At 48.9% G+C, this 23506-nt stretch carries 15 protein-coding genes and 4 pseudogenes; all 19 read left to right on the forward strand.

The features are described 5' to 3' along the window. Positions 1-698 precede the first annotated feature (698 nt). The 19 genes and pseudogenes from cysK to DWX76_RS05170 all read left to right on the forward strand — a co-directional run bounded on the left by cysK (position 699) and on the right by DWX76_RS05170 (position 23490). Positions 699-1633: pseudogene (gene cysK, locus DWX76_RS05080) on the forward strand (cysteine synthase A). Between the two features lie 281 nt (positions 1634-1914). Continuing rightward, entirely contained in the window at positions 1915-3084 is a 1170-nt protein-coding gene (locus DWX76_RS05085) for an ATP-binding protein (protein ID WP_107001594.1), read from the forward strand. Between the two features lie 110 nt (positions 3085-3194). Further along, positions 3195-3458, forward strand: coding sequence for an IreB family regulatory phosphoprotein (locus DWX76_RS05090; RefSeq protein ID WP_022359731.1), 264 nt, complete (start codon positions 3195-3197; stop codon positions 3456-3458). Positions 3459-3565: 107 nt separating this feature from the next. Next, positions 3566-4003 (forward strand): Holliday junction resolvase RuvX, encoded by a 438-nt coding sequence (ruvX, locus tag DWX76_RS05095; protein ID WP_118293431.1) that lies wholly within the window; start codon positions 3566-3568, stop codon positions 4001-4003. Positions 4004-4059: 56 nt separating this feature from the next. Beyond that, positions 4060-4362, forward strand: a complete 303-nt coding sequence (locus DWX76_RS05100) for a DUF1292 domain-containing protein (protein ID WP_107001592.1) — start codon at positions 4060-4062, stop codon at positions 4360-4362. A 34-nt stretch (positions 4363-4396) separates the two neighbouring features. Next, complete coding sequence (locus DWX76_RS05105; RefSeq protein WP_118570234.1) at positions 4397-6064, forward strand: ribonuclease J; 1668 nt, start codon at positions 4397-4399, stop codon at positions 6062-6064. A 30-nt stretch (positions 6065-6094) separates the two neighbouring features. Next, on the forward strand, positions 6095-6508 hold the full coding sequence (locus DWX76_RS05110; protein WP_118570235.1) for an aminodeoxychorismate lyase: 414 nt from the start codon (positions 6095-6097) through the stop codon (positions 6506-6508). After that, a pseudogene (locus DWX76_RS05115) lies at positions 6495-7135 on the forward strand (O-methyltransferase). The gene DWX76_RS05110 and the pseudogene DWX76_RS05115 overlap by 14 nt, the downstream one beginning before the upstream one ends. Positions 7136-7149: 14 nt before the next feature. Next, positions 7150-8388, forward strand: a complete 1239-nt coding sequence (locus DWX76_RS05120) for a peptidase U32 family protein (protein WP_022359736.1) — start codon at positions 7150-7152, stop codon at positions 8386-8388. A 34-nt stretch (positions 8389-8422) separates the two neighbouring features. Further along, on the forward strand, positions 8423-9235 hold the full coding sequence (locus DWX76_RS05125) for a YdcF family protein (protein ID WP_118570236.1): 813 nt from the start codon (positions 8423-8425) through the stop codon (positions 9233-9235). 77 nt (positions 9236-9312) lie between these two features. Next, positions 9313-12229, forward strand: a pseudogene (locus DWX76_RS05130) (insulinase family protein). 26 nt (positions 12230-12255) lie between these two features. Further along, positions 12256-13173 carry a GTPase Era gene (gene era / locus DWX76_RS05135; protein WP_022359739.1) on the forward strand — a complete coding sequence of 306 codons (918 nt, stop codon included), beginning with the start codon at positions 12256-12258 and terminating at the stop codon, positions 13171-13173. Between the two features lie 20 nt (positions 13174-13193). After that, complete coding sequence (gene recO / locus DWX76_RS05140) at positions 13194-13841, forward strand: DNA repair protein RecO (RefSeq protein WP_022359740.1); 648 nt, start codon at positions 13194-13196, stop codon at positions 13839-13841. Between the two features lie 30 nt (positions 13842-13871). After that, complete coding sequence (locus tag DWX76_RS05145) at positions 13872-14897, forward strand: acyltransferase family protein (RefSeq protein ID WP_107001587.1); 1026 nt, start codon at positions 13872-13874, stop codon at positions 14895-14897. Between the two features lie 155 nt (positions 14898-15052). Next, positions 15053-15712: a hypothetical protein gene (locus DWX76_RS05150; protein ID WP_107001586.1), complete on the forward strand. Its 660-nt coding sequence runs from the start codon at positions 15053-15055 to the stop codon at positions 15710-15712. 95 nt (positions 15713-15807) lie between these two features. Beyond that, positions 15808-17196: a glycine--tRNA ligase gene (locus DWX76_RS05155; protein WP_107001585.1), complete on the forward strand. Its 1389-nt coding sequence runs from the start codon at positions 15808-15810 to the stop codon at positions 17194-17196. A gap of 334 nt (positions 17197-17530) precedes the next feature. Then, a pseudogene (gene ppdK / locus DWX76_RS05160) lies at positions 17531-20162 on the forward strand (pyruvate, phosphate dikinase). A gap of 359 nt (positions 20163-20521) precedes the next feature. After that, entirely contained in the window at positions 20522-21205 is a 684-nt protein-coding gene (locus tag DWX76_RS05165) for a transporter substrate-binding domain-containing protein (protein ID WP_412693992.1), read from the forward strand. A gap of 119 nt (positions 21206-21324) precedes the next feature. Beyond that, positions 21325-23490: a hybrid sensor histidine kinase/response regulator gene (locus DWX76_RS05170; RefSeq protein WP_333490917.1), complete on the forward strand. Its 2166-nt coding sequence runs from the start codon at positions 21325-21327 to the stop codon at positions 23488-23490. Positions 23491-23506 lie beyond the last annotated feature (16 nt).

Genomic DNA, 23506 nt, shown 5'->3' on the forward strand with positions numbered 1-23506 from the left:
TTTATTGTAAAGGTGCGGTCTGCGTTTGTCAAGAAAGATATGAAGAAACGCCACAAAGTGTGCAAATAATCGTTACTGTTCACGGGTAGGCACTTTTGGAACCGAAAGTGCCGTAAGAAAACGTGGTGGAAGCAGGAATTTGCCGTATTTAAATGCGAAGCCACGGCAAATTCCGTTACTGGGCACGCGTGCGTGAACAGTAACAACGGGCAAAAAAGGGTTGACAGATATTGCATAAAGTGATAACATACCTACTAAGTCGATAGGAAAAAAGAAAAGGAGTGAAGATCATGAAAGCAGTCAATGGTTTTTGGATGAATACGATGTGTTGCAGCAATGTTTGTACCTGTATGGATCGATGTTGTTGTCGCATTTGTGTACGCGAAAACCAGAAAGCTGGACTTCGGTAAGCGGGGGTTCCGGGGAAAACGGGTTTCGTGAATCTTTTTATTCATAAGGGTTAAGGATATAGAAAGAGCGCATCCGCGTACACAGAAAAACAAGCAGGACAGGCGGCAGAAAAGCTGGATTGGACGGGCGGGAAATGTGTATAGAGGATGGGCTCTTTTCGTATTTTAAACTTCTTTTGGAGCGAGTTTTTCAAATTGGAAATGAGTTCTGGAAAAAAGAAGAATCTACAGAAATCTATAAAAAATTAAAAAATATAAAAATCATCACAGATATAGGAGGAAATCATCATGGCAAACATTTATAAGGGAACACTGGGACTGGTAGGAAACACACCGTTAGTTGAGGTTGTGAATGTTGAGAAGGCGCTGGGACTGGAAGCAACGGTTCTGGTAAAACTGGAGTATTTAAACCCGGCTGGAAGCGTGAAGGATCGTATTGCAAAAGGCATGATTGAGGATGCAGAGAAGAGAGGTGTCCTGAAAGAGGGTTCTGTCATCATCGAGCCGACTTCCGGCAATACCGGTATCGGTCTGGCGTCTATCGCAGCAGCGAAGGGATATCGCATCATCCTGACGATGCCAGAGACGATGAGCGTGGAGCGCCGCAACATTCTGAAAGCGTACGGTGCAGAGATTGTCCTGACTGAGGGCGCAAAGGGCATGAAGGGCGCGATCGAGAAGGCAGAAGAACTGGCAAAAGAGACACCGGGCAGCTTCTTAGCTGGTCAGTTTGTCAATCCGGTCAATCCGGCGGTTCACAGAGCAACCACTGGTCCGGAGATCTGGAATGATACCGACGGAAAGGTTGATATCCTGATCGCAGGTGTTGGTACCGGCGGAACTCTGACAGGTACCGGCGAATACTTAAAATCCCAGAACCCGAATGTGAAAGTTGTAGCGCTGGAGCCAGCTTCATCCCCGGTATTAAAGACAGGCAAGGGCGGCGCACACAAGATTCAGGGTATCGGCGCGGATTTGTACCGGATGTACTGAACACTAAGATTTATGATGAGATTTTCGAGGCGGAGAATGAGGATGCATTTGCGGCAGCAAAACTTCTGGCACACAAAGAGGGCATCTTAGTCGGTATTTCCTCCGGCGCAGCTCTGCATGGTGCGATTGAGCTGGCAAAACGCCCGGAAAATAAGGGGAAAACCATCGTAGCGATTCTTCCGGACAGCGGTGACCGCTATTATTCCACACCACTCTTTACAGAGGACTAAGAGACTAATTATAAGAGACTAATTATAGAAATAGGACTTCCCAGAATGCAGGGAGAGTGTTATAATTAACAGAAAATGAGTTACTGGTTACGTGCGCGTGAACGGTAACAAAACAGCAGAAAAACACAGGACCCGTTTGTTTGGCAGAGCACTGTCAGCGCGGATCCTGTGCTTTTGTTTCATTTCATGAGAATTGTGGTTACTGTACACGGGTAGGCACATTTTTTACATTCTTTTTCTTAAAGAGGATTTTGCAGATAACGGATACAGGAGAATATACAATGAAAACGATTACGATTGAGGAGCTGGAAGCGTTAAAGGATGCGGAGAAGACGATCGTGGACATCCGCCCGCAGGACCAGTATATGCGCGGAACTTTTCCGGGGGCGGTAAGCCTCCCGGCGTCCCGGCTGGAAGAGCAATATGAGGAAGAAACAGCCAGGTTAGACAAAATGCATCCAGTGTATGTGATGTGCCATACCGGTGAGAAGAGCCAGGAGTGGGTGCGTCGTCTGACCGGAGATGGATTTGACGCGGTCAATGTGGAGGGTGGTTACCGTGCGTGGCTGCGCCTCTCCCTGTCCCGCTTCGTAGGCGGAGAATCCGAGGCGGATCGAGAGGAAAAACGGGCGAGAATTGAGCAGAGTATTATAAAAAAATTCCGCAAGCCGATCTGGCGGGCGTTTACGCGGGCGCTCAACACCTACGACCTGATTCAGGAGGGCGACAAGATCGCAGTTTGTATTTCCGGCGGCAAGGATTCCATGCTGATGGCGAAACTTTTCCAGGAATTGAAAAAACATGGAAAATTCCAGTTTGAAACCGTTTTTCTAGTGATGAATCCGGGCTACAATGCGGATAACTGGAAGATCATCCAGGACAATGCGAAACTTCTTGGCATTCCGCTGACGGTATTTGAGAGCGATATTTTCGATACAGTGGCGACGATCGAACAGAATCCGTGCTACCTTTGTGCCAGAATGCGACGCGGTCACCTCTATGCACAGGCGAAAGCGCTGGGCTGCAATAAAATTGCGCTTGGGCATCATTTTGATGATGTGATCGAGACGATCCTCATGGGAATGCTGTACAGCGGCAAGATTGAGACGATGATGCCGAAGCTGCACAGCCAGAATTTCGAGGGCATGGAGCTGATCCGTCCGATGTATCTTATCAAGGAAGATGCGGTCAAGGCGTGGCGCGATTACAACGGACTGCAGTTTATACAGTGCGCGTGCCGTTTTACTGAAAATTGCGTGAGCTGCGGAGGCGGACGCGGTTCCAAGCGCGATGAGATGAAGGAATTGATCGCCCATTTTCGCAAGGAGAGCGACGTGATCGAGAAAAATATCTTTAAGAGTGTCCACAATATCAACTTAAAGACTGTGATCGGTTACCACAAGGACGATTGGACGTACAATTTCCTGGATGATTATAATGATAAAAAATAACTTGCCGAATGGGGTAAAGTAGAGTAAAATAAAAAAGAGTAGTTTACCTGCACGCATGGATCCGCAGAGTGACAGAGCGCGGCGGGTATTTAAAAGGACGTGAAGACAAAATGGGTGATATCAGCAATACACAGTTTTTTAGAGCAGTACAGGAAGAGAAGAAGCTGGAGGCAAGCCAGGTTCTGGAACAGGTATATACAGCGCTGACGGAGAAGGGTTACAACCCGATCAATCAGATTGTAGGATATATTATGTCTGGAGATCCGACCTATATTACCAGCCACAAGAGTGCCAGAAGCCTGATTATGAAGGTAGAACGTGACGAAATTCTGGAAGAGCTTGTGAAGGTATATATTGAGACGAAGCTTCAGTAAAGAGTGGATGCAGCACGGCAATTAAAAAGCGGAAGAGTAAACAGCTGGCGACAACAGTCCAATATCTGACGGGCTGCCAGCTTGTTTTGTTATGGAGAAAATAGAATATGAGAATTATGGGGCTTGATTTTGGATCGAAGACCACGGGAGTGGCAGTCAGCGATCCGTTAGGCATTACAGCACAGGGGATTGAGACGATCACACGGAAGGATGAGAACAAACTTCGCCAGACCTGCGCCCGGATTGAAGAGCTGATCCGGGAATACGAGGTTGGGACGATTGTTTTGGGGTATCCTAAAAATATGAATAATACGCTGGGAGAGCGCGTTGAAAAGACGCTGGCATTTAAAGAGATGCTGGAACGGCGGACGAACCTTCCGGTCGTTATGTGGGACGAGCGTCTGACGACGAATGCGGCGGAGCAGATCCTGATCGAGAGTGGAGTGCGCCGGGAAAACCGGAAGAGCGTGATTGATAAGATTGCGGCAGTATTGATTTTGCAGGGATATTTGGATTTACAGGCACAAGGAAAAGCGGAAGAATAAATTATCAGTGATAAAAATCAATGATTGAAAATAAAGAATAGAAGGAGAATCATAGAATGGGAAACCTGGATTCAATGTTAGATGAACTGAATAATATGGAAAACAGCATCACGCTGAGGGATGAGAACGGCGAGGAAGTGAAGCTGTATGTCTTGGAAGAGACAAAATTAAATGGCGAGTCCTATCTGCTGGCAAGTGATACGAAGGACGGCGATGGAGAGTGCTATCTGTTGAGAGATACATCAAAGCCGGAGGATGCAGAAGCAGCTTACGAATTTGTGGACGATGACGGAGAACTGGAGTATATGTCCAAGGTGTTTGCGGAGCTGATGAGCGATCTGGGCGTTGATATCGAATAAAAATCTAAAAATCAAATTTTTGGAGGTGCATTGATTGAAAAAGGAAACAAATCATAATAAGGTAAAGATCATACCGCTCGGTGGTCTGGAACAGATCGGTATGAATATGACTGCCTTCGAATATGAAGACAGCATTATTGTAGTAGACTGCGGTATGGCATTCCCGAGCGACGATATGCTGGGAATCGATCTGGTTATTCCGGATGTATCCTATTTAAAGAACAACATTGACAAAGTCAAGGGCTTTGTGATCACGCACGGACATGAGGACCATATCGGCGCGCTGCCGTATGTACTCCGCGATGTTCCGGCACCGGTATACGGCACCAAACTGACGATCGGACTGATTGAGAATAAATTAAAAGAGCATAATATGATGAAGACCGTCCGCCGCAAGGTCGTAAAGCACGGACAGTCCATCAATCTCGGATGTTTTCGGATTGAGTTTATCAAGACGAACCACAGTATCGCAGATGCATCGGCGCTTGCGATCTTCTCCCCGGCTGGTATTATCGTCCACACCGGCGACTTCAAGATCGATTACACACCGGTATTCGGTGAACCGGCGGATCTGCAGCGTTTTGCCGAGCTTGGAAAGAAAGGCGTGCTGGCGCTGATGTGTGACAGTACCAACGCGATCCGTCCGGGATTTACGATGTCGGAGCGCACCGTCGGCAAGACCTTTGATTCGATTTTTGCAGAGCACAAGAACAACCGGATCATCGTTGCGACGTTTGCTTCCAACGTAGACCGTGTCCAGCAGATCATCAATACGGCATACCACTATGGACGTAAGGTAGTGGTCGAGGGCCGAAGCATGGTCAATGTCATCGGCACGGCGAGCGAACTTGGATACATTAATATTCCGGAAAATACACTGATCGACATTGAACATCTGAAAAATTATAAGAAAGAGGATACCGTCCTTATCACGACCGGCAGCCAGGGCGAGTCTCTGGCGGCACTGTCCCGTATGGCGGCAGACCTGCACAAGAAGGTTTCGATCATGCCGGGCGACGTGGTTATTTTAAGTTCCACCCCGATTCCGGGCAATGAGAAAGCCGTTGCAAGAGTTATCAACGAGCTGTCGATGAAGGGCGCAGAGGTTATCAACCAGGATACCCACGTATCCGGACATGCCTGCCAGGAGGAGATCAAGCTGATGTACTCCTTAGTTCGTCCGAAATTCTCGATTCCGGTACACGGTGAGTACCGCCACCTGATGGCGCAGCGCAACCTGGCAATCTCAATGGGCATTCCGAAGGAAAATGTCATCCTGATGCGTTCAGGCGATGTGATCGAGATCGGGGACGAGGGCTACTGCGTTGCCGACCATGTACAGGCGGGCGGCATCCTGGTCGATGGTCTGGGCATTGGTGATGTCGGAAATATCGTTCTGCGCGACCGCCAGAACCTGGCACAGAACGGTATCATTATCGTGGTACTGACGCTGGAAAAATACAGCAACCAGCTCTTAGCCGGACCGGATATTGTGTCCCGAGGTTTCGTCTATGTGCGTGAGTCCGAGGATCTGATGGAAGAGGCACAGAGAATCGTGGATGAAGCCGTACAAAGCTGTCTTGAGAAGCACGTGAGCGACTGGGGCAAGATCAAGAACATTATCCGCGACAGCCTGAGTGATTTCCTATGGAAGAAGATGAAGAGAAATCCGATGATTCTTCCGATCATCATGGAAGTGTAGAAGACTGCAAAAGCAGCACGGAGGTGGCATATGAGCCGGACATCTGGGGAACCCCATATCGCAGTATCGATTCTGGACAGTGTGTTCCGGATCGTCTTTCTGGTACTGACACTGTTTCTGCTCTATAAGGGCGCAACGAAGGGCTACTGGCTGGGGCATGAGATATTTAACCCGACCGCAGTTGAGGCAGAGCCGGGAAGAATGAGAACGGTTACCATCGAGGAAAGCGAAAGCACCTCCGAGGCAGGCGAAGCGCTGGAACGCGTCGGTTTGATTCAAAGCCGCGTGGTCTTTGTGCTGCAGGCAAAGATTTATGAATACAAGATATATCCGGGAACCTATCAGTTCAGCACCGCCCAGACTTCTCTGGAGATGCTGAAGGAGATGGATGAGGCGGCAGCTTCTGCCGCCAGCCCGGAGGAGGATAAAAGTGATAGTAAATGACAGAATTACCGCCTATATCCAGTCGTTGGACGCGGGCAACGGACCGCTACTCGACTCGATAGAGGAAGAAGCGCTGGCTGACTGCGTGCCGATCATCCGCAGGGAGACCTCCGCATTTCTGAAAACACTGATTGCTCTCAAGCGCCCGCAGTCGATTCTGGAGGTAGGAACGGCTGTGGGCTATTCGGCTTTACTGATGAGCCGTGTGATGCCGGAAAACTGCCGGATCACGACGATTGAGAAGTACGAAAAAAGAATACCGATTGCCAAGCGCAATTTTGAAAGGGCAGGAAAAGAGCCGTGCATTACTTTACTGGAAGGCGATGCGGAAGAGATACTGGGGACGCTTTCCGGCCTTATGATTTTATATTTATGGATGCGGCTAAGGGGCAGTATATGCACTGGCTGCCTCAGATTTTGCGTCTGCTGCCGTCCGGCGGCGTTCTTCTGTCGGACAATGTCTTACAGGACGGCGATATCGTGGAATCCCGCTATGCGGTCGAGCGCCGCAACCGGACGATCCACACGCGGATGCGCGATTATTTATATGAACTGACACACATGAAAGAATTTGAGACGTCTGTCATTCCGATCGGGGATGGCGTGGCGTTAAGTGTAAAGCGATAAAAGAAAGGAAAAACATGAGAAAACTGGAACTTCTAATCCCGGCGGGCAGCCTGGACGTCCTCAAGACGGCGGTCCTTTACGGAGCCGATGCGGTCTATCTGGGCGGTGAGGCGTTTGGTCTGCGGGCAAAGGCGAAGAATTTTACGAACGAAGAGATCAAAGAGGGCATTGCGTTTGCCCATGAGCGCGGCGTCAAAGTATATATTACAGCAAATATTTTTGCACATAATGATGATTTAGCCGGTGTGGAAGAATATTTCACAGAACTAAAAGAAATCAAGCCGGATGCGCTGATTATTTCCGATCCGGGTGTCTTTGAGATTGCCAGACGCATTCTCCCGGAGATGGAGATCCATATCAGCACACAGGCAAATAATACAAACTACGGGACGTTCCTTTTCTGGTATAAACAGGGCGCGAAGCGTGTGGTAACGGCGCGGGAGCTGTCCTTGAAGGAGATTCGCGAGATCCGCGAACATATTCCGGAGGATATGGAGATCGAGAGCTTCATCCACGGAGCGATGTGCATTTCCTATTCAGGACGATGTCTTCTCAGCAATTTCCTGACGGGGCGCGACGCGAACCAGGGCGCCTGTACTCATCCGTGCCGCTGGAAATATGCGGTGGCGGAGGAGACAAGACCGGGCGAGTGGATGCCGGTCTATGAAAATGAGCGCGGCAGCTATATTTTCAACTCCCGCGACCTGTGCATGATTGAGCACATTCCGGAGATGGTCGAAGCAGGAATCGACAGCTTCAAGATTGAGGGACGCATGAAGACAGCACTCTATGTGGCAACCGTGGCGAGAACCTACCGAATCGCAATCGACGATTATCTGGAAAGCCCGGAAAAATACCAGTCCAAGATGGAGTGGTATAAGAGTGAGATCCGCAAATGTACCCACCGGGAATACATTACTGGATTTTATTTCCATAAACCGGGTACCGAGTCGCAGGTATACGGAAGCAATACTTATGTAAAACCGTACACCTATCTGGGAACGGTCGGCGCTGTGCGCGGGGATGGCCTGGTTCATCTGGAGCAGAAGAATAAATTCAGCGTGGGAGAGACGATCGAGATCATGAAGCCGGACGGACGTAACCTGCGTGTGGAAGTGAAAGGCATCTTTACCGAGGATGGAACCGCGCAGGAGAGCGCACCGCACCCGAAGCAGCAGCTCTGGGTAGACTTAGGCGGTATGGCGGAGCCGCAGGATATCCTGCGGCGTGAGGACGAAGCGCTGGATTTATAAAGGTGCGGCTGGATGGACATCAGGAGGATGACAGATGGTTTGGTTTTTAGGAGGAACGGCGGTCCTGTGCCTGTTATATTATATCATAATTGTTATTTATTCGGGTGTTTCGACTTCGTTTGCCTTGATCTGGCCCTGCTTGGCGATCTTTTTGGGACTTCTGGCGGCTGGATGGTGGTTTGGCAGCCAGCATGAGGGCAGAATCCCCGTGTGGGTCGGCGTTTCCGTCGGGACAGTATGTGCGGCGGGATTTCTGATTCTGGTGATCACGGAGGTTTTGATCGGCTGGAGCGCCATTACGGCGACGGGACAGCCGGCGGACTATGTGATCGTGCTGGGAGCGCGTGTGCGCGGCACCAAGCTCAGCAATTCCCTAAAGCAGCGTCTGGATCGGGCGATCGAGTATTCGGAGGAATATCCGAACACGGTTCTGGTGCTTTCCGGCGGAAAAGGTCCGGGCGAGGAGATCAGCGAGGCGCGGGCGATGTACGAATATTTACAGTACAACGGGATTCCGGAGGATAAGCTGCTGATTGAAGACCAGTCCTCCGACACGGTGCAGAACATCGAGTTCAGCCGGACGGTGATCGACCGGCAGGAATACAACAAGGCGCAGGCGGCGCGGGCACATCTGATGGAGTTTTACCGTGAGCGCCCGGACGGCGATACCATCCGGATCGGAATTCTGACAAGCAATTACCATGTGTTCCGGGCGGAGGCGATCGCGCGCAGACAGGAGATCGAGCCGGTCGGCGTGGCAGCTGCGTGCGACCCGGTGCTGGCGGTGCACCTGTGGCTGCGGGAGGCATTTGCCGTACTAAAAGACAAATTTATGGGAAGACTGTAAAAAAAGAAGAAAAAAAGATGCGATTCAACAGATGTCTGTATGCGCTGTGGAATCGTTTCAGAGAAAGGAAAGACAGCATGACAGTAAAAGATTTGAAGAGCTATCAGATCCTGAATGAAAAACACGTAAAAGAGCTGAATTCCGAGGGGATTCTTCTGGAACATAAGAAGACGGGAGCGAGAGTGTTCCTGCTCTCGAATGATGATGAGAACAAGGTATTCTGCATCGGATTCCGTACCCCGCCATCTGACAGCACGGGTGTGCCGCATATCATGGAGCACAGCGTTTTGTGCGGTTCGGCGAAATTTCCGGTCAAGGATCCGTTTGTAGAGCTGGTGAAGGGCTCCTTAAATACCTTCTTAAACGCGATGACCTACCCGGATAAGACGGTATACCCGGTTGCAAGCTGCAACGACAAAGATTTCCAGAACCTGATGGACGTCTATATGGACGCAGTTCTGCATCCGAATATCTATAAAGAAGAGAAGATTTTCCGCCAGGAGGGCTGGCATTACGAGATGGAGTCGGCGGACAGCCCGATCACGGTAAACGGTGTCGTTTACAATGAGATGAAGGGTGCATTTTCCTCTCCGGAGGGCGTGCTTGACCGCTACACGCAGAACACGCTTTACCCGGATACCTGCTATACGCATGAGTCCGGCGGTGCTCCGGAGGTTATCCCGGAGCTGACCTATGAGAATTTCCTGAATTTCCACCGCAAATTCTACCATCCGTCCAACAGCTTTATCTATCTGTACGGAAATATGGATATGGCAGAGAAGCTGGACTGGCTGGATCGTGAGTATTTAAGCCACTATGACCGTCAGCCGGTGGATTCTGAAATTCACTACCAGAAGCCGTTTGACGCGCCGAAGGACCGTGAGATCTTCTATCCGATCACTGAGGATGAGCCGGAGGATCACGCAACCTACCTGTCGGTTAATACGGTGGTGGGCGACGATCTCGACCCGATTCTCTACATGGCATTTCAGATCCTGGAGTATGTGCTTTTGGATGCGCCGGGCGCCGTTTTAAAGAAAGAACTCATCAGCGCCGGGATTGGCCAGGATATCCTGGGAAGCTATGAAAATGGTATTTTACAGCCATATTTTTCTGTCATTGCGAAAAATGCGGATAGCAGCCAGAAAGAGGCATTTTTAAAGACTGTCAAAGGAACGCTTAAGAAGCTGGCAGATGATGGCATCAACCAGAAGAGCCTGCTGGCGGGCATCAACTACTATGAATTCCGCAGCCGCGAGGCAGATTTCGGCAACGCGCCAAAAGGATTGATGTACGGCTTGCAGTGCTTAGATAGCTGGCTGTACGGCGGCGATCCGCTGATGCACCTAGAATATGAGGAGACATTTGCATTCCTCAAAAAAGCAGCAAAGGAAGGATATTTTGAAGAACTGATCCGCAAATATCTCTTAGATAACCCGTTTGAGGCGGTGATCACGGTCAGCCCGAAGCGGGGACTGACGGCGATCGAGGATGAGAAGCTGCGTGAAAAGCTGGAAGCATATAAGAAGAGCCTGGGCGCGGAGGAGATTCAGGCGATCGTGGATGGCACGAAAGAGCTGAAAGAGTATCAGGACACCCCGTCCCCGAAGGAAGATTTAGAGAAGATTCCGCTGTTGAAACGCTCAGATATCCGCAAAGAGGCGGAGAAATTTATCCTGACCGAGCGCGAGATTGGCGGAACCAAGGTGCTGGCACATGAGCTCTTTACCTCAGGCATCGGTTATCTGCGCGTGATGTTCCGTACCGACCGTGTACCATCCAGGGATCTGCCGTATGTGGGACTTTTGAAAGCAGTGCTTGGATTTGTCGATACGACGAAACACACATACAGCGATTTGTCGGATGAGATCAACTTAAATACCGGCGGTATCACGCTCAGCGTCAGCTCCTATGCGGACAGCCGGAAACAGGGCGCGTTTACCGGTATTTTTACCGCGAGTGCTCGGGTGCTGTGCGAGAAGCTGGACTTCGGATTTTCAGCGATCGCGGAGATTCTGCTTGATTCAATCCTTGATGATGAGAAACGTCTCGGCGAGATTGTGGCGGAGACGAAGTCGAAGAGCCAGATGCGTTTAAATCAGGCGGCACATTCAGCGGCAGTGATGAGAGCCAGCTCCTATTTTTCGGCAGATCGGCATTTGACGACTGCACGGGCGGAATCGGCTTCTACCAGTTCCTTGAAGAGACGGCAAAGCACTTTGAGGAGAAAAAGGGCGAGGTGATCGCGAAATTAAAAGAGACGGCGGCACGCCTGTTTACGAAAGAAAATATGCTGATAAGCTACACGGCAGCAGCCGACGATCAGGCAGGGCTTGAAGCAGCACTTCCGCTCTTAAAAGAACGTCTTCCACAGGGCGATGGAACCGTTTATCCGTTTGAGTGGAAAAAAGAGAATTTAAACGAGGGCTTCATGACCTCCTCCCAGGTCAATTATCTGGCGCGCTGCGGCAATTTCGTGGAGAAAGGGCTGGCATACAAGGGCACGCTGCGGACGCTGAAAGTCATTCTCGGATATGATTATCTGTGGATCAATGTCCGTGTCAAGGGCGGCGCTTACGGCGTCATGAATGGAGCCGGACGGTTTGGCGACAGCTATTTCGTTTCCTACCGCGATCCGAACCTGCGCGAGACGAATGAGGTTTACGAGGGCATCGTGCCGTATCTGGAGCAGTTTGAGGCAGACGAGCGTGATATGACGAAATTCGTGATTGGAACCATCAGCGACCTTGATGCGCCGCTTCTGCCGCCATACAAAGGCATTCGCGCCGACGCGGCCTGGTTTACCGGCGTGACGGATGCGATGATCCAGAAAGAGAGAGACGAGATCCTGGCAGTTACCCCGGAGGATATCCGGCGCTGGCGCCGATTATCAGGGCAGTGCTCAGTGAGCAGAGCATCTGTGCGATTGGAAATGCAGAGAAAGTCAAGGCAAATCAGGATCTGTTTAAGACGGTGAAGAATCTGTTTAACTAAATTAAATGCAAGTGAAAGGAAACAAGATGGCAAATACAGATACAAAAGAGTTTAAATCTGGCTTTGTGACCCTGATCGGGCGTCCGAATGTCGGCAAATCCACGCTGATGAACCACCTGATCGGACAGAAGATCGCGATCACATCTGAGAAGCCGCAGACGACCCGGAACCGTATCCAGACGGTTTACACAGACGAGCGCGGACAGATCATTTTTCTGGACACACCGGGTATCCACAAGGCGAAAAACAAGCTGGGCGAGTACATGGTCAATGTCGCAGAGAATACGTTAAAAGAGGTTGACGTGATTCTCTGGCTGGTAGAGCCGACCACCTTCATCGGAGCAGGCGAGCGCCACATTGCAGAGCAGCTTTCGAAGATCAAGACGCCGGTCATTCTGGTTATTAATAAAATTGATACGGTCAAATCGAAGGAAGAGATTCTGACCTTTATCGCGGCATATAAGGATATTTTGAATTTTGCGGAGATTATCCCGGTTTCGGCTCTCAAAGAGATGAATATCGAGGATGTCAAGAGCAGTATTTTTAAATATCTCCCGGCAGGTCCGCAGTTTTACGATGAGGATACCGTCACCGACCAGCCGATGCGCCAGATCGCAGCGGAGCTGATCCGCGAGAAAGCGCTTCGGATGCTGGACGACGAGATCCCGCACGGCATTGCAGTTGTCATCGACCAGATGAAAGAGCGCCCAAACGGCATCATCGACGTGGATGCAACGATCGTGTGCGAGCGCGATTCCCACAAGGGCATCATCATCGGAAAAGGCGGATCGATGTTAAAACGTATCGGAACCGCTGCCCGGATGGAAATTGAAAATCTGATGGACACGAAGGTCAACCTGAAACTCTGGGTTAAAGTGCGCCGGGAGTGGAGAGACAGCGATATGTATATGAAGAATTACGGATATAACCCGAAAGAAATTTAAGTGAGGGAAGGAAGGGCTGCATGCGAGATTTGATACAGACAACCGGAATGGTGCTTTATGCAGCCCCGGTCGGTGAATTTGATAAACGTCTGATTCTCCTGACGGGAGACCGCGGAAAAATCACGGCATTTGCCCGCGGGGCGAAGCGCACTGGAAGTTTGCTGCGTGCGGCAAGCCGGCCTTTCGCATTTGGAACCTTCACACTTTCTGAGACGCGGGATGCCTACAATCTTTATGGCGCGGAGATCGAAAACTATTTCGAAGGACTTGAACAGGACGTTGAGTGCGCCTGCTACGCCTCCTATTTTGCTGAATTCGCCGAATACTTCGGAAGAGAAGGTCTGGAGGCAAGAGAAATGCTGCGATTACTCTACCAGTCCTTCCGCGCCCTCCTAAAACCCGCACTCCCCAACAAACTTGTACAGCGTATCTTCGAGTTAAAAATCATGGTCATCAACGGCGAATACACCGAAGATCCACCCCTGCGCGCCGGAGACTCCGCACGCTACGCCTGGCAGTACGTCATCTACGCGCCGATCGAGAAGTTGTATACATTTCTTCTGAAAGAAGATGCATTTGCACAATTTGCGGCGAATGTGGAGCGGAATAAGAGGGCGTATGTAGATAAAAGTTTTCACTCATTGGAGATATTGCAGACGATTACATAACATACAACTATCCAGGGAGGAGCTGTTTATATGCCAGAAGCCAAATTCCACCAGAAAATCGCCTGGTTCAATTTCATCTGCTGCCTCATGGTCATCTGGACGCATTCCGGCAACGCGGATCTGTTTTTCCCGGAACTGGGGCAGGACGCACCGTGGTGGCATTTCCAGTACCCGGTCATGCAGGAAATTCTGCGGGTGGACATCCCATGCTTTATCATGCTGTCTGCCTACCTGTTCTACCGGAACTTCACGATGAAGCGGCTGGGAGAAAAATTAAATAAACGTCTGCATTCGCTTCTGGTTCCGTACCTGCTCTGGAATACTATCTACTACGTGGCGTATGTGGCGGCGAGCCGGATTCCGGGACTGCAGACGATCGCCAACCGGACGGATCTGGTGATCACGACGTCCGGGGCATGGCAGGCGATCACCAAGTATACCTTCAATCCGGTGTTCTGGTTCATGTATCAGATCATTTTGCTGGTGCTGCTGGCACCGGTGCTGTATCTGTTTCTGAAAAATATCTGGACCGGCGCGGCATTTCTGCTGGTGCTGCTTGTGGCACTTTTCAAGGGGGTGGCGCTGCCGGAGCTGAATCTGGACGCCCTGATTTATTATTCCTTTGCCGCCTATGCGGCGCTGCACGGGAGAAAATGGGCGGAGGCGGTATGGTCGTGGAAGCGGGCGGCACTGGGGGTGTGCCTGCTGGCAGTGGGAATCGTGCTCAGCAGGAGCTATTATACCCACTATTTTGTGCCGGGAATCGTTCTCTACCAGCTTCTGGCAGTCATCGGTATCTGGATGATGGTAAACGAGCGCTGGCTGGGAGAAGTCAGACCGTTTATGACCTGCACCTTTTTTATCTATGCGACGCACTTTGTGGTGGTCCGTTTCCTCAATAAGGCGGCGGCGCTGCTATTTCCGGGCAGCCAGCTGGTTTCGATGTTTATGTATGTGTGCATGCCGCTACTTGCAGTGACACTCTGTTATCAGGCGGCGCGCGTGTTGCGGAGGTACCGTCCGGACATCTGGAAGACCCTGAATGGGGGACGTTGACAAAAAGCAGGATTTACGGTTGAAAGGCAGGTATCTCTGGAAACGGAAGTGCGAGTATGCGTTTTTTCAGGTCCAAGTCTTGAAAATACATAGAAAAGCAGGTATACTATAAAAACTTGGTTGTAGGAGCATTTTTGCGCTTGGGAGGAAGAGCAATGAAAAAAAGAGGATTTCTTCTGGCAGCGTGTACCGTGGGTGTGATGCTGTCCGGCTGTGGCTCACGGGAAACCGCCTTTTCCCCTTCGGAGAGCTGCGTATATGTGGCAAAAGACGGAGCGCTGTCGAGTGCTCTGGTGGAGCAGACCGGCGGTATTTCGGTCGATGAGAATGAATTAAAGCAGTATTTAGAGACGGCAGTGATTCATTTTAATGAAGAAAAAGGCGCCGGGGCGCTGGCACAGAACCAGAAAAATGCCGAGAGATTGCCGGCAGCATTGAAAAGTGTGAAGGCGGGAAAAGACACGGTGACTGCGATCTTTGATTATGCTTCCTTTGAAGATCTGAAAGCATTCGGAGAGACGAATGACAACGAGGACACCAGCAACTCCCTGACGGCGCTGGAGGCAAAGCCGCTTTCGGAGGCGATTGCCGATGGATGGTTTTCCGAGGGTGAGCTGGTAAAGGCAGATGGAAGCGAAGCCGGAACGGATACGGTTCAAAATGAAAAGAGCGGCATGGCAGTCCGGAGCGAGGGCGGTGCGACGCTGATGGTCGGCGGAAAAGTGCTTTACCGCAGTTCGAATACCGAGTTAAAAGACGATTCAACCGTCAGTCTGCCGGAAACAGGCACGGCTTATGTGATTTTTAAAAGATAAAAAACAGAATGATTGTTAAATTCGTCCATCTGCCAGATATCGAAAGAAGAGGCGGGGACGGGTACAATGATAAATGAATCAGGAGGACAAGACAAATGGAAAAGACGATGGACAAAATCGTGGCGCTCGCAAAATCAAGAGGATTTGTATATCCGGGTTCTGAGATTTACGGCGGCCTTGCCAATACATGGGACTACGGCAATCTGGGCGTAGAACTGAAAAACAATGTAAAACGTGCATGGTGGCAGAAATTTATTCAGGAAAGCCCGTACAACGTAGGTGTAGACTGTGCGATTCTCATGAACTCCCAGACATGGGTGGCATCTGGACATCTGGGCGGCTTCTCTGACCCGCTGATGGACTGCAAGAGCTGTAAAGAGCGTTTCCGTGCAGATAAGCTCATCGAGGACTATATGGCAGAGCACAACATCGAGATCGAGGGTTCCGTAGACGGCTGGTCCCAGGAGCAGATGAAACAGTACATTGATGACAATAACATCTGCTGTCCGAGCTGCGGCAAGCATGATTTCACCGACATTCGTCAGTTTAACCTGATGTTCAAGACTTTCCAGGGAGTTACCGAGGATGCAAAAAACACCGTATATCTGCGTCCGGAGACTGCACAGGGTATCTTTGTAAACTTCAAGAACGTACAGAGAACCTCCCGCAAGAAGATCCCGTTTGGTATCGGTCAGATCGGTAAATCTTTCCGTAACGAGATCACACCGGGTAACTTTACTTTCCGTACCAGAGAGTTCGAGCAGATGGAGCTGGAGTTCTTCTGTGAACCGGGAACCGACCTTGAGTGGTTTGCATACTGGAAACAGCACTGCATCGACTGGCTGCAGACACTTGGCATCAAGCCGGATGAGATGCGCGCGCGCGACCATTCTCCGGAAGAGTTGTGCTTCTACAGCAAGGCGACGACCGATCTGGAATTTCTGTTCCCGTTCGGATGGGGCGAGCTGTGGGGTATCGCAGACCGTACCGATTACGATCTGACCCAGCATCAGAACACCTCCGGTCAGGATATGACCTACTTCGATGATGAGAAGAAGGAGAAATATATCCCGTATGTGATTGAGCCGTCACTGGGTGCTGACCGTGTAACCCTGGCATTCCTGTGTGCTGCATACGATGAGGAAGAGATCGGAGAGGGCGATGTAAGAACCGTTCTTCACTTCCATCCGGCTATCGCACCGGTTAAGATCGGTGTGCTTCCGCTGTCCAAGAAGCTTAACGAGGGAGCAGAGAAGATCTACGCAGAGCTTTCCAAGTACTACAACTGCGAGTTCGACGACAGAGGAAACATTGGTAAGCGTTACCGCCGTCAGGATGAGATCGGTACTCCGTTCTGCATCACTTACGACTTCGAGTCGGAGACCGACCAGGCTGTTACCGTCCGTGACCGTGATACCATGGAACAGGTACGTGTGCCGATCGCCGAGTTAAAGAACTACTTTGAGGATAAGTTCCGTTTCTAATCTTTAAATAAACAAAAAAGCAGAAACCATATTCCAGAAAATAGGAGATGGTTTCTGCTTTTTGTGTTAGAGAGGGCTTGTGACATTTTTGGCATTTTGCAAAGAACGAAATTTATTTTGGGCCAGATTAGGCACTGTTCTGGATAGTCATCTCATTTAATATTCACGAAAATTACAAAAAAATATATATTGATCGAAAAAAAGTTGGAAAGAATTCAAAAAAACTCTTTACTAGACCGCAGTTTATGTTATAATATTCACGATGGCTTTTATCTTTCACATAAATACAAATATGTGAATGTAAAACATAAACGAGTATAGGAGGAAAATACTTATGGCAAAATGGGTTTATATGTTTAGCGAGGGCGACATGACCATGCGTAACCTGCTGGGAGGAAAGGGAGCGAACCTGGCGGAGATGACAAGCATCGGTCTGCCGGTTCCACAGGGATTTACAATCACAACTGAGGCTTGTACCCAGTATTACGAAGATGGTCGCAAGATTAACGACGAGATCATGGCACAGACCATGGAAGGCGTTAAGAAGATGGAAGAGCTCAATGGAAAGAAATTTGGCGATCTGAAGAACCCACTGTTAGTATCGGTTCGTTCCGGTGCGAGAGCATCCATGCCAGGTATGATGGATACCATCTTAAACCTTGGTTTAAATGACGAGGTAGTTGCAGCGATGATCGCAGGCAACCCGGACCCGAAATTTGAGCGATTTGTATATGACTCCTACAGACGTTTCATCCAGATGTTCTCAGATGTCGTTATGGAGGTTGGTAAGAAATACTTCGAGCAGCTCATCGACAAGATGAAAGCAGAAAAAGGCGTTCACTACGACATAGAGCTGACCGCAGCTGACTTAAAGACTCTGGCAGAGCAGTTTAAGGCTGAGTATAAGAAACAGTTAGGTGAGGACTTCCCGTCTGATCCGGTTGTTCAGTTAAAATTAGCGATCGAAGCTGTATTCCGTTCCTGGGACAACCCGCGTGCGAACGTATACAGAAGAGATAATGATATTCCGTATTCCTGGGGTACTGCAGTAAACGTAATGCCGATGGTATTCGGTAACTTAAACGATGAGTCTGGTACAGGTGTTGCATTTACCCGTGACCCGGCAACCGGCGAGAAGAAGCTGATGGGCGAGTTCTTAAAGAACGCACAGGGCGAGGACGTTGTTGCTGGTGTTCGTACTCCGATGCCGATCGCACAGATGGAGCAGGAGTTCCCGGAGGCATATGCAGATTTCATCAAGGTTTGTGATGTGCTTGAGAACCACTACCATGATATGCAGGATATGGAGTTCACCGTAGAGAACAAGAAACTCTACATGTTACAGTGCCGTAACGGTAAGAGAACTGCTCAGGCTGCGCTGCAGATCGCTTGCGACCTGGTAGATGAAGGTCATAAGACAGAGGAAGAAGCAGTCGCTATGATCGACCCGCGTAACCTCGATACACTGCTGCATCCGCAGTTTGACGCTGCTGCATTAAAGGCAGCTACTCCGCTTGGAAAAGGCTTAGGTGCTTCTCCGGGTGCTGCTTGCGGTAAAGTTGTATTCACCGCAGAAGATGCTGAGAAATGGGCTGAGAAGGGCGAGAAAGTTATCTTAGTTCGTCTTGAGACTTCTCCGGAAGATATACCGGTATGAAGGTTGCTCAGGGTATCTTAACCGTTCGTGGTGGTATGACCTCTCACGCAGCTGTAGTTGCTCGTGGTATGGGTACCTGCTGTGTATCCGGATGCGGCGACATCGCTATGGATGAAGAGAATAAGAAATTCACTTTAGCTGGTAAAGTATTCAACGAGGGAGACTTCATCTCCATCGATGGTACAACCGGTAATATTTACGAAGGTGAGATCAAGACCGTAGATGCTACTATCGCTGGTACATTCGGTCGCGTTATGGCATGGGCTGACAAGTTCAGAAGACTGAAAGTTCGTACAAACGCAGATACACCGGCAGATGCTAAGAAGGCTAGAGAGCTTGGCGCTGAGGGTATCGGTCTTTGCCGTACCGAGCATATGTTCTTCGAGGAAGACAGAATCGCTGCTTTCCGTGAGATGATCTGTGCTGACACTGTAGAAGAGAGAGAAGCAGCTCTGGATAAGATCCTTCCGTATCAGCAGGGCGACTTCGAAGGTCTGTTCGAGGCTCTGGAGGGCAACCCGGTAACTATCCGTTTCCTGGATCCGCCGCTGCATGAGTTCGTTCCGACTGAGGAAGAGGACATCAAGAAACTGGCTGACGCTCAGGGCAAATCTGTAGAGTTCATCAAGAACCTGATTGCTTCCCTGCATGAGTTCAACCCGATGATGGGTCACCGTGGACTTCGTCTGGCAGTTACCTATCCGGAGATCGCTGTTATGCAGACCAAGGCAGTTATCCGTGCAGCTATCAACGTACAGAAGCTCACGCTGACTGGTCCGTAAAACCGGAGATCATGATTCCGCTCGCTTGCGATGCGAAAGAGTTAAAATATGTAAAAGATATCGTTGTGAAGACCGCTGACGAGGAGATCGCAGCAGCAGGCGTTGATCTGAAGTACGAAGTAGGTACCATGATCGAGATCCCGCGTGCAGCTCTGACCGCTGACGACATCGCAAAAGAGGCTGAATTCTTCTGCTTCGGTACAAACGACTTAACTCAGATGACCTACGGCTTCTCCCGTGATGATGCAGGCAAGTTCCTGAATGCTTACTATGACAAGAAGATCTTCGAGAGCGATCCATTCGCAAAACTGGATCAGACGGGCGTAGGTAAGCTCATGGAGATGGCTATCAAGTTAGGTAAAGCAGAGCGCCCGACCCTTCATGTAGGTATCTGCGGCGAGCACGGCGGCGACCCGTCTTCCGTAGAGTTCTGCCACAAGATTGGTCTTGACTATGTATCCTGCTCACCGTTCCGTGTGCCGATCGCTCGTCTGGCTGCTGCTCAGGCTGCAATCGCTGAGAAATAATTTTAAGGAAATATCCTTGAATAGATGAGTAAATGAGGACTCCCTTACGAAAGTAAGGGGGTTCTTTTATATAAATAACCGGCGGCTGTTTATGAAAAAAAACATGGATGATGGCAATTTTTATGGACATGGTATATTTTGAATGCTATAATCGAAAGTGTAAGAATATAAGGTAAGAGTTAAATGGGTATTATGAATAGAGTTCCTGTGAGTTTTTTACATGGAGCTTTTTTTTGATCATATAGGAAATTAAGTCTTATGTGCGGGGGGGGGCACCGAAGCGCAGGCCACTGAATCGTAATAAATAGCCGGAAATCAGATGTGAAAAAATAGAAAAGAATAACAGGGATGGAAGGAAAATGAAAGGAAAAAGAGTGATCGCAGGTATTCTGCTTGTTGGAATTTTAGCAGTCGCCCTGGCAGGGTGCAAAAATACAGATGAGAATAAAAAAGAAACGGGAAAACCCGTCATCACACTCGGAAGCGACAACTATCCACCATACAATTATCTGAATGAAGATGGTGTGCCGACGGGAATTGATGTAGAACTGGCTACAGAAGCTTTCAGAAGAATGGGTTATCAGGTGAGGGTTGTCCAGATTAACTGGGAGAAGAAGAAAGAGCTGGTGGAGAGTGGAGAGATAGATTGCATCATGGGCTGTTTTTCCATGGAAGGGCGCCTGGATGATTACCGCTGGGCCGGACCGTACATAGCAAGCCGTCAGGTGGTTGCTGTAAATGAGAGCAGTGACATCTATAAACTGAGTGACCTGGAGGGAAAGAATCTGGCTGTCCAGTCCACAACCAAACCGGAGGGCATCTTTCTGAACCGGACGGATGAGAGAATCCCAAAACTGGGAAATCTGATCAGCCTGGGACACCGGGAACTGATCTATACATTTCTGGGGAAAGGATACGTAGATGCAGTTGCCGCACATGAGGAATCGATTGTCCAGTATATGAAGGATTATGACACAAGCTTTCGTATCCTGGAAGAACCGCTGATGATCACCGGAATAGGGGTTGCTTTGCAAAGAGGATGAGCGGGGAATCTGTGAACGGATGGATCAGATTCTGGAGGAAATGCGTCAGGATGGCACATCCCTGAAAATCATTGAAAAATATCTGGATGATCCGGAGAAGTATCTGGAGGTGGATAATCTTGGATATTAAGGGAAGAACGAAGGAAAACCAGATTAAAATAATTGGTATTTTGCTTGGAATCGGTGTGGCTGTAGTCTCTCTGTTTTATTTCTTCCACGCGGAAAAAGCGGAAGCAGAAGAAAGAATGGTAGAGATCGTAAACTATGTGAAAGTGCAGTGCTCCACCTACACCCATTATAATGAATCTTCGGAATCCAAAAGTCTCCTCCGTGCCATTGAAAGTGCCAGACAGATGAGTACCAATATTAACATGGAAACAGAAAACGGCGGTCAGTTAAGCCGGGAGTTTCTGAAGGATAATCTGCAGACACTCTGGGTGGATGGTATCCTTGTACTTGATGCAGAAGGAAAGACGGTCTGTGAGTACAGCATGAACGAGTCACTGACGGATGAGATTACGAAGTATCTGCAAAAAGAAATTATCATGGATTTTGCAGGATATGAAGAAAGATCTTATTCAGAACGGTTTGCCAAAGAAGACGGGTCCCGGATCGACATTGCAGCCTGTGCCAGAAAAGACGCGCCGGGTGTTGTGGCAATTTATTATTACACATCTCCTGAATTTACCAGAAACTATACTTTGACGATACAGAGACTTTTAAATGGATATGGCGTCCAAAAAGATGGAACAATTATTGTTGCAGACGAGGGGGTCGTTGTTGCCAGTAACGATGAGAGCCTGCTGGGGCAGAATACGGCCGACAATGAGGTTGTTCAGGCAATGAAAAAGCACACAGACAGTCAGCATATTTTTCATTTAAAGAATGAAGGAACCGGATGCTACGGAATCATGCTGAAGCAGAGGGATTATTATATTTATGCATATCTTCCGGATGCGGAAGTGTTTCATAACCTTCCATTAAGTGTGACTGGTGTCATTTTTCTATATGCTTTGATAGTTGGTATATTTTGGTTCTGTATCTCCAGAACCAATCTGGAACATGAGAAACAAGAACGGGAAAAGGATGAAAAATATAAAGCAGAACTTCTGATAGCTGCAAAAAAGGCGGAAGCCGCTAATCGGGCAAAAACAGAGTTTCTTCAGCGGATGAGCCATGATATCCGGACTCCGATTAATGGAATCTGCGGTTTGATCAATATGGCAGATCATTGTGCAGATGATATGGAGAAACAGACAGAATACAGAACAAAGGTGAAAGAGGCATCCAATTTGTTGCTGGAACTGGTAAACGATGTCCTGGATATGAGTAAGCTGGAGTCGGGCGAAGTGATTTTGGAAGAAATTCCGTTTGATCTGAGCCGTATTTCCAGGGAAGTACTTGTTGTGATCGAGCAGATGGCGGCAGAACAGAATATCCGGATCGTGTGGGAGAAGAAAGAAATCACACATCGGAAGTTTATTGGAAGTCCAGGATATGTGAAACGTGTGATGATGAATATACTGTCGAATGCGGTGAAATATAACAGAAAAAACGGACATATCTATATTAGCTGCCGGGAGATTCCATCCGGACAGCCAGAGATGACGACAATAGAATTTGTCTGCCGGGATACCGGAATCGGAATGACAGATGAGTTTCAGAAACATATTTTTGAACCGTTTGCCCAGGAACATGCAGGAAGCCGTACAAAATTTGCCGGAACAGGCCTGGGAATGCCGATTGCAAAGAAGTTGATTGAGACAATGGGTGGAACCATTACCTTTGAAAGTGAAAACGGTGCAGGGACTACCTTTGTGATCCGGATTCCATTTAAAATCGATCTGAATTCGGATAAACGGGAAGAAAAGAAAGATGTATCAGATGGAAAATCTATAAAGGGACTGCATATTCTTCTGGCAGAAGATAATGAGCTGAACATGGAAATTGCTGAATTTGTGCTTCAGAATGAAGGTGCTGTCGTGACTAAGGCATGGAATGGGCAGGAAGCCGTTGAACGATTCAAAAAAAGTGAACCCGGTGAATTTGATGCGATTCTTATGGATATCATGATGCCGGTTATGAATGGTTATGAAGCAGCAAAGACGATTCGTTCCATGGATAGAAAGGATGCTAAAGCGATACCGATCATTGCAATGACAGCAAATGCGTTCACAGAGGACAGAATAAGAGCAAAAGAAGCAGGAATGGATCAACATATTGCAAAACCGATTGATATAAAAACCATACTTGCTGTTTTTGACCAGGTGTTTAGAACTTCATAAAAACTGCATATATATA

Origin of the sequence: Clostridium sp. AF21-20LB (assembly GCF_003478795.1) — a bacterium.
GTDB lineage: Bacteria > Bacillota > Clostridia > Lachnospirales > Lachnospiraceae > Otoolea > Otoolea fessa.

Coding starts and splice junctions, on each gene's coding strand:
- DWX76_RS05085 (WP_107001594.1), top strand. CDS start 1,915: ATGAAAACGATTACGATTGAGGAGCTGGAAGCGTTAAAGGATGCGGAG.
- DWX76_RS05090 (WP_022359731.1), top strand. CDS start 3,195: ATGGGTGATATCAGCAATACACAGTTTTTTAGAGCAGTACAGGAAGAG.
- ruvX (WP_118293431.1), top strand. CDS start 3,566: ATGAGAATTATGGGGCTTGATTTTGGATCGAAGACCACGGGAGTGGCA.
- DWX76_RS05100 (WP_107001592.1), top strand. CDS start 4,060: ATGGGAAACCTGGATTCAATGTTAGATGAACTGAATAATATGGAAAAC.
- DWX76_RS05110 (WP_118570235.1), top strand. CDS start 6,095: ATGAGCCGGACATCTGGGGAACCCCATATCGCAGTATCGATTCTGGAC.
- DWX76_RS05120 (WP_022359736.1), top strand. CDS start 7,150: ATGAGAAAACTGGAACTTCTAATCCCGGCGGGCAGCCTGGACGTCCTC.
- DWX76_RS05125 (WP_118570236.1), top strand. CDS start 8,423: ATGGTTTGGTTTTTAGGAGGAACGGCGGTCCTGTGCCTGTTATATTAT.
- era (WP_022359739.1), top strand. CDS start 12,256: ATGGCAAATACAGATACAAAAGAGTTTAAATCTGGCTTTGTGACCCTG.
- recO (WP_022359740.1), top strand. CDS start 13,194: ATGCGAGATTTGATACAGACAACCGGAATGGTGCTTTATGCAGCCCCG.
- DWX76_RS05145 (WP_107001587.1), top strand. CDS start 13,872: ATGCCAGAAGCCAAATTCCACCAGAAAATCGCCTGGTTCAATTTCATC.
- DWX76_RS05150 (WP_107001586.1), top strand. CDS start 15,053: ATGAAAAAAAGAGGATTTCTTCTGGCAGCGTGTACCGTGGGTGTGATG.
- DWX76_RS05155 (WP_107001585.1), top strand. CDS start 15,808: ATGGAAAAGACGATGGACAAAATCGTGGCGCTCGCAAAATCAAGAGGA.
- DWX76_RS05165 (WP_412693992.1), top strand. CDS start 20,522: ATGAAAGGAAAAAGAGTGATCGCAGGTATTCTGCTTGTTGGAATTTTA.